The organism is Amycolatopsis sp. YIM 10 (assembly GCF_009429145.1).
Taxonomy (GTDB): domain Bacteria; phylum Actinomycetota; class Actinomycetes; order Mycobacteriales; family Pseudonocardiaceae; genus Amycolatopsis.
In genome coordinates this window covers 7,498,837-7,510,258 of the sequence record NZ_CP045480.1, presented here as the reverse complement: position 1 = coordinate 7,510,258, position 11,422 = coordinate 7,498,837, and the positions used below count along the sequence as shown (strand labels likewise).

11 protein-coding genes are annotated in these 11,422 nt (G+C 71.8%); 5 read left to right on the top strand and 6 right to left on the bottom strand.

Features of this window, described 5'->3' with window-relative positions:
• Positions 1-21: 21 nt before the first annotated feature.
• On the bottom strand, positions 22-507 hold the full coding sequence (locus tag YIM_RS35380) for a MarR family winged helix-turn-helix transcriptional regulator (RefSeq protein WP_153034445.1): 486 nt from the start codon (positions 505-507) through the stop codon (positions 22-24).
• Between the two features lie 19 nt (positions 508-526).
• Here YIM_RS35380 and YIM_RS35375 point away from each other — a divergent pair, with 19 nt between their 5' ends.
• Positions 527-1,036 carry a pyridoxamine 5'-phosphate oxidase family protein gene (locus YIM_RS35375; protein WP_153034444.1) on the top strand — a complete coding sequence of 170 codons (510 nt, stop codon included), beginning with the start codon at positions 527-529 and terminating at the stop codon, positions 1,034-1,036.
• Between the two features lie 59 nt (positions 1,037-1,095).
• Positions 1,096-1,863, top strand: coding sequence for a trypsin-like serine protease (locus tag YIM_RS35370; protein ID WP_153034443.1), 768 nt, complete (start codon positions 1,096-1,098; stop codon positions 1,861-1,863).
• An 83-nt stretch (positions 1,864-1,946) separates the two neighbouring features.
• Here the strand turns inward: YIM_RS35370 and cobN are convergent, their stop codons facing one another.
• The 5 genes from cobN to YIM_RS35345 form a co-directional block, all read right to left on the bottom strand.
• Complete coding sequence (gene cobN, locus YIM_RS35365; RefSeq protein ID WP_153034442.1) at positions 1,947-5,531, bottom strand: cobaltochelatase subunit CobN; 3,585 nt, start codon at positions 5,529-5,531, stop codon at positions 1,947-1,949.
• 85 nt (positions 5,532-5,616) lie between these two features.
• Entirely contained in the window at positions 5,617-6,000 is a 384-nt protein-coding gene (locus tag YIM_RS35360; protein WP_153034441.1) for a hypothetical protein, read from the bottom strand.
• Positions 6,001-6,060: 60 nt separating this feature from the next.
• Positions 6,061-6,300, bottom strand: a complete 240-nt coding sequence (locus YIM_RS35355) for a helix-turn-helix transcriptional regulator (protein WP_153034440.1) — start codon at positions 6,298-6,300, stop codon at positions 6,061-6,063.
• Between the two features lie 13 nt (positions 6,301-6,313).
• Entirely contained in the window at positions 6,314-7,168 is an 855-nt protein-coding gene (locus YIM_RS35350) for an ABC transporter permease (protein ID WP_153034439.1), read from the bottom strand.
• On the bottom strand, positions 7,165-8,058 hold the full coding sequence (locus YIM_RS35345; protein WP_228005058.1) for an ABC transporter ATP-binding protein: 894 nt from the start codon (positions 8,056-8,058) through the stop codon (positions 7,165-7,167). The genes YIM_RS35350 and YIM_RS35345 overlap by 4 nt, the downstream gene beginning before the upstream one ends.
• A gap of 105 nt (positions 8,059-8,163) precedes the next feature.
• Between YIM_RS35345 and YIM_RS35340 the strand changes: the two genes are divergently transcribed.
• The 3 genes from YIM_RS35340 to YIM_RS35330 are packed head-to-tail and all read left to right on the top strand — an operon-like array spanning position 8,164 to position 11,413.
• Positions 8,164-9,300, top strand: coding sequence for a precorrin-3B synthase (locus YIM_RS35340; protein ID WP_153034437.1), 1,137 nt, complete (start codon positions 8,164-8,166; stop codon positions 9,298-9,300).
• On the top strand, positions 9,297-9,920 hold the full coding sequence (locus YIM_RS35335; protein ID WP_153034436.1) for a precorrin-8X methylmutase: 624 nt from the start codon (positions 9,297-9,299) through the stop codon (positions 9,918-9,920). The genes YIM_RS35340 and YIM_RS35335 overlap by 4 nt, the downstream gene beginning before the upstream one ends.
• Positions 9,917-11,413: a precorrin-2 C(20)-methyltransferase gene (locus YIM_RS35330; RefSeq protein WP_153034435.1), complete on the top strand. Its 1,497-nt coding sequence runs from the start codon at positions 9,917-9,919 to the stop codon at positions 11,411-11,413. Before YIM_RS35335 ends, YIM_RS35330 begins: the two co-directional genes overlap by 4 nt.
• Positions 11,414-11,422 lie beyond the last annotated feature (9 nt).

The following is an 11,422-nucleotide window of genomic DNA, read 5'->3' as shown; positions in this document are numbered from 1 at the left end:
CGAAAGTCGGTACACCGTGGTTCAGTCCAATGGCCGAACCCGGCGCTGTCGCACCGCTTCGGCACCGCCGAGGCGGTGGAGAATTTCCGTCAGCAGGGCGCGGGCATCGGCGACCCGGTCCGCGCCCCAGCCGGCCTCCAATTCGGACTCCAGCGCGGCGCGGTGCCGTCGCGCGGACTCGACCGACGCGCGCCCGAAGCCGGTCAGTTCGAGCAGGCGCGCCCGCGCGTCGTCCGGTGCGGGCTTCCTGGTGAGCACGCCGCGGCGGACCAGGTCGGCCGCGGCCTTCGACGCGGCCTGCTGGGTGACGCCCATGCGCTCGGCGAGCGCGGAGACGGTCAGCGGCCCGGCGAGCACGTGCTGGATCACGAAGCCGTCGTTGAACCGCAGCTGTTCGAAGCCGTCACCGCCCATCCGCCGCTGCACCTCGCCGGTCATCGCCCAGCCCGCGAACAGGGCGATCAGGGACAGCTCGGTCCGGCTCGGCTCTACCGGTGGTTCGCTCATCGGGCTAAAGTACACAACCATGGTTGTGGAAAAGGCCGCACCCCCGGCCGAGGTGGTGGACGAGTTCGTGCGGGTGGCCCACCGGGTGGTCTGGTGCTCGATGGCCACGGTCGACCGGCGCGGGCGGCCGCGGTCGCGGGTGGTGCACCCGTACTGGGAGGCCACCGGTGACGGGCTCGTCGGCTGGGTGACCACCCGGCCGACGCCGCTGAAGCGGGCGCACCTGGCGCGCACGCCCTACGTTTCGTGCTCGTACTGGGATCCGGTGCACGAGGTGGCCGTGGCCGAATGCGAGGCCGAGTACGCGGAAACGCCGGAGGTCCGGCGGCACGTGTGGGAGCTGTTCGGCGCGGCCGGCCCGCCACTGGGCTTCGACCTGCGGATACTCGGCGTGGACGACCCGCTGGACCAGCGGTTCACCGTGCTGCGGCTGCGGCCGTGGCGGCTCAGCGCCGGTGCGCTGGCGTGGCGGCGCGGGGTCGGCCATCCGGCCGATGGCGGCCCGGCCGAAGGAATGATCCAACTGTGACCATCACCCCATAGTGTGACGGCGGTCAGCAAATCGTCGTCAACGGGGAGATCACGAAAATGCTTCGCAGAACAGGGGTGCTGGTGGCCGGACTGGCCGCCGCGGGCGCGGTGCTGGTCCCGGGGGTCGCCGCGGCGGCCGGTGGGCCGACGCCGTACGTCATCGGGGGCCACGACGCGACCGAGGACTACTCGTTCATGGTGTCGTTGCAGCAGGGCGGGAACCACTTCTGTGGTGGCTCGCTGATCGGCGAGGACTGGGTGGTGACCGCGGCGCACTGCGTGCAGGGCGCCAAGCCGGACCAGGTCACCACCCGCGTCGGCGCGCGGGAGCACAGCAGCGGGGGCACCGAAACCGGCGTCAGCAAGATCATCGTGCACCCTGACTACGCCGCGCAGAAGCCGGGCGCGGACATCGCGCTGGTGCGGCTGGACAAGAAGGTGACCGAGCAGCCGATCAAGATCGCCGCGGCCGCCGGTGACGCGGGCACGGCGACCCGGATCCTCGGCTGGGGCGAGCACTGCGCCGAGGAGAACTGCGGTGCGCCGGAGGTGCTGCAGGAACTGGACACCAAGGTGATGCCTGCCGCGGACTGCAGCAACTTCGCCGAGGGCAAGGAGATCTGCACCGGGAGCGACACCCCGGACGCGATGGGCTGCTACGGCGACTCGGGCGGGCCGCAGATCAAGGGCCGCACGGGGGAGTGGGAGCTGATCGGGGCCACCAGCCGCGACGGTGACGAGGACCCGAAGTGCGCCAGCGGTCTTGGTGTGTGGACCGATGTCACGGTGCACCAGGACTGGATCGCCGAGCAACAGGCGAGCTGACCCAGGGGCACTCGGAGGTGCCCTGAATGTGGCTTTCCCGGCGCTCGGAAACCTGCCGGGAAGGCCACGTTCACGGCTTTGCCCTACTCCTCCAGGTCACCTTCGAGCTGGAGGTAGACCTCGCGCATGCGGGCCAGCAGGTCCGGGTCGGGCTCGGCCCACAGGCCGCGGTCGGCGGCCTCGTTGAGCCGCTCGATGATGCCCCGCAGCGCCCACGGGTTCGCCTTGGTCAGGAACTCCTGGTTCTCCTTGTCCAGCACGTAGGACTCGGAGAGCTTCTCGTACATCCAGTCCTGCACCACGCCCGCGGTGGCGTCGAAGCCGAACAGGTAGTCCACAGTGGCCGCCAGCTCGAAGGCGCCCTTGTACCCGTGCCGCCGCATCGCGCCGATCCAGCGCGGGTTCACCACCCGCGCGCGGAACACCCGCGTGGTCTCCTCGCCGAGCGTCCTGGTGCGCACCGCGTCCGGGGTGGTGCTGTCACCGACGTAGGACACCGGCGCCTGCCCGGTCAGCGCGCGCACGGTGGCGATCATGCCGCCGTGGTACTGGAAGTAGTCGTCCGAGTCGGCGATGTCGTGCTCACGCGTGTCGGTGTTCTTCGCCGCCACGGTGATCCGCCGGTACGCGGTCTCCATCTCCGGCCGGGCCGGGGCGCCGTCGAGGTCGCGGCCGTAGGCGTAACCGCCCCACACCGCGTACACCTCGGCGAGGTCGGCGTCGTCGCGCCAGTTGCCGGAGTCCATCAGCGGCAGCAGCCCGGCCCCGTAGGAACCCGGCTTCGAGCCGAAGATGCGGGTGGTCGCCCGGCGTTCGTCGCCGTGCTCGGCCAGATCAGCCTTCGCGTGCGCCCGCACGAAGTTCTCCGAATCCGGCTCGTCCAGCCCAGCCACCAGGCGGACCGCGTCGTCGAGCAGCTCGATCACGTGCGGGAAGGCGTCGCGGAAGAAACCGCTGATCCGGACCGTGACGTCGATGCGCGGGCGGCCCAGTTCGGCCAGCGGGATCGCCTCGATGCCGGTCACCCGCCGCGAGGCCTCGTCCCAGACCGGCTGGACCCCCAGCAGCGCCAGCACTTCCGCGGCGTCGTCGCCCGAGGTGCGCATGGCCGCGGTGCCCCACACCGAGAGCCCGACCGAAGGCGGCCACTCGCCGGTGTCCTCGCGGTACCGCTTGAGCAGCGAATCCGCCAGCGCCTGCCCGGTTTCCCAGGCCAGCCGGCTCGGAATGGCCTTCGGATCGACGGTGTAGAAGTTGCGGCCGGTGGGCAGCACGTTGATCAGCCCGCGCAGCGGTGACCCGCTCGGTCCGGCCGCGACGTACCCGCCGTCGAGCGCGTGCAGCACCGCGTCGATCTCCGCGGTGGTCCCGGCCAGCCGCGGCACGATCTCGTCCGCGGCGAAGGAAAGTACTTTGTGGACGGTCTCGTCCGGGGCGCCGAGCACGTCGGTGCACACCGCGCCGACCGCCTCCGGGGCCCAGTCGCGCAGTTCCATCGCTTCGACGAGCCTGCGCGCCGTCGCCTCGATGGCGTCCACTTCGGACGTCGGCGCGTCGCCGTTCTCCTTGAGCCCCAAGGCGGACCGCAGGCCGGGCACGGCACCGTGCTGACCGCCGAAGATCTGCTGCGCGCGCAGCATGGCCAGCACCAGGTTCACCCTGGCCTCACCGGCGGGCGCCTCACCGAGGATGTGCAGCCCGTCGCGGATCTGCGCGTCCTTGACCTCGCACAGCCAGCCGTCGATGTGCAGCAGGAAGTCGTCGAACTCCGCGTCGTGCGGGCGTTCGTCCACCCCGAGGTCGTGGTCGAGCTTGGCGGCCTGGATCAGCGTCCAGATCTGCGCGCGGATCGCGGGCAGCTTCGCCGGGTCCATCGCGGCGATGTTCGCGTGCTCGTCGAGCAGCTGCTCCAGCCGCGCCATGTCGCCGTAGCTCTCGGCACGGGCCATCGGCGGCACCAGGTGGTCGACGATGGTGGCGTGCGCGCGGCGCTTGGCCTGCGCGCCCTCACCGGGATCGTTGATCAGGAACGGGTAGATCAGCGGCAGGCTGCCGAGCACCGCGTCCGGCGCGCAGGACGCGGACAGCCCGGCGGTCTTGCCCGGCAGCCACTCCAGCGAACCGTGCTTGCCCAGGTGCACCGCGGCGTGCGCGCCGAAGTCCTCCTCCAGCCACCGGTAGGCGGCCAGGTAGTGGTGGCTCGGCGGCAGGTCGGGATTGTGGTAGATGGCCACCGGGTTCTCGCCGAACCCGCGCGGCGGCTGGATCATCAGCAGCACGTTGCCCGCCTGGATGGACGCCAGCACGATGTCGCCGCCGTCCACGTACAGCTCACCCGGCGGCGGGCCCCAGTGCTCGGTCATGTCGGCGCGCAGGTCCTCGGGCAGTGCGTCGAACCATTCACGGTAGCGCGCGGCCGGCACGCGGATCGGGTTGCCGGACAACTGTTCCTGCGTCAGCCATTCCGGGTCCTGGCCGCCCGCGGCGATGAGCGCGTGGATGAGCGCGTCGCCGTCGGGCTGGTCGGTCCCGGTCGGGTCGAGGCCGGGCAGCCCGTCGCCGAGGTCGTAACCCCGGTCCCGCATGGCGCGCAACAGTTTCACCGCGCTGGCCGGGGTGTCCAGGCCGACCGCGTTGCCCACGCGCGAGTGCTTGGTCGGGTACGCCGAGAGCACCAGCGCGATCCGGCGCTCGGCGGGCGGGATGTGCCGCAGCCGCGCGTGCCCGAGCGCGATCTTCGCCACCCGCGAGGCGCGCTCGGCGTCCGGCACGTAGCGGGGCAGGCCGTCGCTGTCGGTTTCCTTGAAGGAGAACGGCACGGTGATCAGCCTGCCGTCGAACTCCGGCACCGCGACCTGCGAAGCCGCGTCGATCGGGGAGAGGCCCTCGTCGTTGTCCGACCAGGCCTGGTGGTCGTTGGTCAGGCAGAGCGCCTGCAGGATCGGGATGTCCAGCGCGGCGAACTCGGCCACGTCCCAGGCCTCGTCGTCGCCACCGGCACCGGCCTCGGCCGGTTTGGTGCCGCCCGCGGCCAGCACGGTGACCAGCAGCGCGTCGGCCTTGGTCAGCTCGGACATCATCTCCGGCTCGCGGGTGCGCAGCGTGGCGCAGTAGATCGGCAGCGCGCGCCCGCCCGCGTCCTCGACCGCGTCGGCCAGCGCGTGCACGAACGCGGTGTTACCGCTGAGCTGGTGCGCGCGGTAGTAGAGGATCGCGACAACCGGGCCTTCGGTGTTCTTCCGCTCGCGTTCCAGCACGCCCCACGCGGGCTGCTCCACCGGCGGTTCGAAGCCGTGGCCGGTGAGCAGCAGCGTGTCGGACAGGAAGTGGTGCAGCTGCTCGAGGTTCGCCGGGCCGCCCTGCGCGAGGTAGGCGTGCGCCTCGGCGGCGATCCCGGCGGGCACGGTGGACAACCGCATCAGCTCCGCGTCCGGCGCCTGCTCCCCGCCGAGCACCACCACGTGCGCCCCGCTCGCGCGCACCTGCGCCAGCCCGTCGGGCCAGGTCCGCTCGTTGCCGAGGATGCGCACCACGACAACCGGCACCCCGTCCAGCAGCGCGGGCAGCTCCGCGAGATCGAGCCGGGCCGGGTTGGCGAGCCGGTACTCGGCCCCGGCCGCACGGGCGCTGAGCAGATCGGTGTCCGAAGTGGACAGGAGCAGGATCATGACGCGGACCGCCTCCGTTACGTAGGTCGGCCCTCACTCTCCGGGCACGGAGACGGCCGCGTCAAGGTGATCTGGGCCGTGGCGGTCACCACGTGGCCGGCGGCACGCCACCCTGGGCCCGGCCGGGTTGCGCCGGTGCACGTCCGGGCATCATCGCCGGGTTCACGGTCGCGCCACGTGGCCGCTCGAACTGCCCGAGCGCGATGGCCGCACCGATCAGCGCCACCCCGCCGATCGGGAGGCCGAGCCAGCCGAGCGTGTTGACCAAGCCGCCCGGTCCGCTGTACGAGCCCGAATCCGTGTTGCACCGCAGGCCTGAGTTCGCATTCCGGACGGGGTCGCAGGTCCACGACACACCGACCGTCCCGCCGGACACCTTGGCTTCGGTGGCGATCATGATGAGGCCGAGCGCGGCCAGGGCGAGGCCGGCGACGATGAGGAAGACGCGGACGACGCGGAGGGCGATCATCCGCCGGACGGTATGGGGCGCCGCCTTCACCGTGCTTTCAAGCAGGTGAAACCCAGGCCGTCAGGCCGAGCGCTCCGAGTCGCCGATGCGCGGGAAGGGGGCGGTCGAGAAGATCACCTCGACCGCCACCTCGAAGTACTCCGCGATCTTCAGCGCCAGGTAGAGGCTGGGGCTGTACTCACCGCGCTCCAGATAGCCGATCGTCTGGTAGTGCACCCCGAGCGCCTCGGACAGCTGGCGCCGGGAGATGCCCCGTTCGGCCCGGAGCACGGCGATCCGGTTGTAGATCGCCTCGCTCATCGGTGTTTCCCGTTCACGTCCCCACCCGCTGCATCGCCCGTTCCCGCCGGGCGGCGACCGCCGAACCCGACTCACGGCGGGCCATCCTACGCAACAGGACCGGGGCCAGTACGAGTCCGGCCACCGCCCACACGCCGAGCACGCCGACCGTCTCCAGGTGCCGCCACGACTCGCCGATCTCGGCGGTGACCAGCGCGTCCGGCAGCAGCGCCGAGCGCATGCCGAGGCCGAGCCAGTACATCGGGAACACCTGCGCGATCCACTGCACCCACTCCGGCAGCGCGATGATCGGGTAGAAGATGCCCGAGATCCCGGCCAGCCCCATGAACGGCAGCATCACCAGGCCCATGTTGCGCGGGTTGGCGGTCAGCGAGCCGATCGCCGCGCCCAGCGGCATGGTGGCGAGCATGCCGAGCACCAGCACCGCGACAAACCCGGCCCAGGCGCCGAAACCCCCGCCGAACAGCCCGTCGAACAGGAACAGCGCGGGCACCAGGATCATCAGCAGGCTGACCACCACGGTGGCCGAGAGCATGGTGATCTTGCCGATCAGGTAGCCGATCATGCCGTGCGGGGTGGCCTTCGCGCGCAGCAGCGTGCCGTCCTCGCGGTCGACCATCAGCTGCCCGGCCACGCCGATCATGCCGCCGAAGACCACCTGCATGCCGAGCACACCGGGTACCGCGGCGCTGCCGAGGGAGAAGTCGGTACCGGGCACGGTGGCCCCGCGCATGAAGATCATCACCACCAGCAGGATCAGCATCGGGATGATCGTGCCCGCCAGGTCCTCGCCGGTGGTCAGCGTGTTGCGCAGTTCGATCCGTCCCCTGGCCAGCCCGGCCCGGACGGCGTTCGACACGGGATTCATCGTTCCTCCAGGTTGGACCCCGCGAACTCACGGACGGCTTCGACGGCGTGGCCGGTCTCGGCCTGGTGCACCAGCGTCATGTAGGTGTCCTCCAGCGACGCGCGGCGCACCTCCAGCTCGCCGATCCCGTCGCCGTACTGCTTGAACAGCTCGTGCACGTACTTGGTGGACTCGGTGGTCAGGTGCACGAAGCGCTGCCCGTCGCGGGTCCAGCGGATCTCCGCCTCACCGCTGATCCGGCGGGACAGCTCGTCGGCCGAGCCGTCGGCGATGATCCGGCCGTCGGCCAGGATCAGGATGCGGTCGGCCAGCTTCTCCGCCTCGTCCAGGTCGTGCGTGGTGAGCAGGATCGTGGTCTCGTCGTCGTCGGCCAGGCGGTGCACCAGGTCGTGGAACTCGCGCCGCGCCTCCGGGTCGAAACCGGCCGTCGGCTCGTCGAGAAAGAGCAGTTCCGGCTTGCCGACGATGCCGATGGCCACATCGAGGCGCCGCCGCTGCCCGCCGGAGAGCCGCCCGATCCGCTTGTTCGCGTGCTCGGTGAGCCCGACCGTCTCGATCAGCTCGTCGGTGTCCCACGGACGGCTGATCTGGTCGGTGGCGAAGGGCGCGTAGTAGCGGCCGAGGTGCGCGAGCAGGTCGCGGACGCGGAAGCGGCCGTGATCGCGCCAGGACTGCAGGACCACCCCCAGCCGCGCGCGCCAGGCCTCGTCGCCGTGTGCCGGGTCCGTGCCCAGCACCGACACCGCGCCCCCGGAGCGCATGCGGAAGCCTTCCAGGATCTCGATCGTTGTTGTCTTGCCCGCGCCGTTCGGCCCCAGCAGTGCCACGACCTCACCGCGGCTCGCGGTGAAATCCACCCCCTTGAGCACGTCGTTGGTGCCGTAGCGCATGCGCAGGTCGTGAACCTCCAGCACCGCGTCCCCGGTCCGGCCCGGTCTGGGCGCCCGGATGACCGGTTCTCCCACCCTCGTCATAGACCTTCACCACCTCATCCAATGTCTCGTGCGGATGATAGTACACCTACTACATCCCTTAGAGTGGCGATCGTGGAAATCCGTCAGCGCGCCGACGCCTGTCCCGGGGTGTTCGCCACGCACGACGCCGCGGACGGGGCGCTGGCCAGGGTGCGCCTGCCCGGTGGCCGGGTCACCGCGGCCCAGCTGCGCGAACTCGCCTCCTGCGCGGCGGATCTCGGCGACGGCGAACTCCACCTGACCTCGCGCGGGAACCTGCAACTGCGCGGACTGGAGCGGGACGACCCGCGGCTGGCTCGGCGCCTGGCCGCCGCCGGACTGCTGCCGCGGTTCAGCCACGAACGGGTCCGCAACTACCTCGCGTCGCCGGTGCCCGAGGTGGACGACCTGGTCGCCGCGCTCGACCGGGCGGTCTGCGCGGAACCGGAACTGGCCGCGCTGCCGGGCCGCTTCCTGTTCGCCGTCGACAGTGGACGCGGGGACGTCGCCGGGGAACGCGCGGACGTGACCTGGTGCGGCGGCGCCTTCCTGATCGACGGCGAGGACACCGGGGTGCGGGTGGCGCGCGAGCGAGCCGTCGAGGCGCTGGTCGCGGCGGCGCTGGCGTTCATGGCGTCGCGCGGGGACGCGTGGCGGCTGCGGGAATCGGCGGTGGCGCGTGCGCGGGTCGTCGATGCTGTCCGTCCACTGGGGACGGTCGTGGAGCCGGTCCGGCCGGTGCTGGCCGGACCGCCCGCGGTCGACGGGCGGGTGGTGGCGCCGTGGTTCGGCTGCCTGTCCGGAGCGCAGGCCCGGAGGCTGGCCGCGCTGGCACCGTCCGTGGTGATCACGCCCTGGCGGTCGATCGTGCTGCCCGAGGCCCATCCTTCGCTCGCCGAGGCTGGTTTCTTCGTCGACCCGTCGACCCCCGGGGTGGCGCTGAGCGCGTGCATCGGCTCGCCCGGCTGCGCCAAGTCCCACGCCGATGTCCGGGCCGAAGCGAGCCGCGTGGCCGCCGCGCTGCCGGTGAGTCTCCGCGCACATTTCTCGGGGTGCGATCGCCGCTGTGGTAGACCCCGGGGCGATCATGTCGACGTGGTCGCCACCGACGATGGGGGCCGGCTCGTGGACGGGCAACGGTTCTCGTCGGTGGACGAGTGGCGGGAAGGACGCGTGTGATCGAGTACATCCGGGACGGGGCGGAGATCTACCGCCACTCCTTCGCCACCATCCGGGCGGAGGCCGATCTGGCCGTGTTGCCCGACGACCTCGTGCCGGTGGCGGTGCGGATGATCCACGCCTGCGGCATGGTCGACCTGGTCGGGGACCTGCGGTACACGCTCGACGTGGTGGAGTCCGGCCGGGCCGCGCTCGAGGCGGGTGCCCCGGTGCTGTGCGACGCGAACATGATCGCCAGCGGCGTCACCCGCAAGCGTCTGCCCGCGGCGAACGAGGTGCTGTGCACGCTGTCCGACCCGTCGGTGCCGGGGCTGGCCGAGCGCATGGGCACCACCCGGTCGGCGGCGGCGCTGGAGCTGTGGCGCGACAAGCTGCCCGGTTCGGTGGTGGCCATCGGCAACGCGCCGACCGCGTTGTTCCGGCTGCTGGAGATGATCGAAGAAGGAGCAGGCGTGCCGGCCGCGATCATCGGCGTGCCGGTGGGTTTTGTCGGCGCGGTGGAGTCGAAGGAGGCGCTCGCCGAGCGGGCGCCGGCGCCGTACCTGCTGGTGCGCGGGCGGCGGGGCGGCAGCGCGATGGCCGTGGCCGCGGTGAACGCGATCGCGAGCGAGGTCGAATGAGCGGCGTGCTGTACGGGGTCGGCCTCGGCCCCGGTGACCCGGAACTGGTGACCATCAAGGCCGCGCGGCTGATCGCCGAGGCCGACGTGATCGCGTACCACAGCGCGCGGCACGGGCGCAGCATCGCGCGCTCGGTCGCCGAGCCGTACCTGCGGGAAGGGCAGCTGGAGGAGGCGCTGGTCTACCCGGTGACCACCGAGACCACCGACCACCCCGGCGGTTACGACGGCGCCATCGCCGAGTTCTACGAGCTGAGCGCGAAACGGCTCGCCGAGCACCTGGACGCCGGGCGCAGCGTGGTGGTGCTGTGCGAGGGCGACCCGTTCTTCTACGGCTCCTACATGTACATGCACGAACGGCTCGCCGACCGGTACGAGGCGCACGTGGTGCCCGGGGTGACCTCGGTCAGCGGGGCGGCGGCCCAGCTCGGCCTTCCGCTGGTGCAGAAGGAAGAAGTGCTGACCGTGCTGCCGGGCACGCTGCCCGGTCCGCAGCTGGCGATGAAGCTGGCCGAGGCGGACGCGGCGGCGGTGCTCAAGCTCGGCCGCACCTTCACCACGGTGCGCGACGCGCTCGCCGAGGCGGGAAAACTGGACGACGCGTGGTACGTCGAACGCGCGACCTGGGGTTCGCAGCGGATCGAGCGGCTGGCGGAGGTGGACCCGTCTTCGGTGCCCTACTTCTCGCTGGCCTTGCTGCCGAGCCCGGCCTACGCCGCACGTGTCGGCTCCCCGGCCGCTGTTCCCGCCGCCGAATCGGCTCCGGCTGGTGAGGTCGTGGTGGTGGGCCTGGGCCCGGCCGGTCCGGACTGGCTGACCCCGGAGGCCTCGGCGGCACTGGCCGCGGCAGATCACCTGGTCGGGTACGGCCCGTACCTCGCCCGGGTGCCACAGCGGGCGGGACAGCAGCGGCACAGCACGGGGAACCGGGTCGAGGCCGAACGCGCGGTGGAGGCCTTGGAGCTGGCCCTTTCCGGCGCTTCGGTGGCGGTGGTCTCCTCGGGCGACCCCGGCGTCTTCGCGATGGCTTCGGCGGTGCTGGAGCAGGCCGAGGCCCCTCGGTTCGCTTCGGTCCCGGTGCGGGTATTGCCCGGAGTGACCGCCGCACAGGCCGCCGCCGCCCGGGTGGGTGCGCCCCTCGGCCACGACTACTGCGTGCTGTCGCTGTCGGATCGCCTGAAGCCGTGGGAGGTGATCGAGCGCCGCCTGGACGCGGTGGGCGCCGCCGACCTGGTGCTGGCGATCTACAACCCGGCGTCGCGGAGCCGGACCACGCAACTGGCCTCGGCCGTCTCGGTCCTGCTGCGGCACCGCCCGGCGGACACCCCCGTGGTGCTCGCGCGCGACGTGGGCGGTGCGGAGGAGTCGGTGCGGGTGGTCACCCTCGGCACGCTTGATCCGTCCGAAGTGGACATGCGGTGCCTGCTGATCGTGGGCTCGTCACGCACCAGGATCGCCGGGAACGGCGCCGTCTGGACCCCGCGCCACTACTGAGCGGGGCCC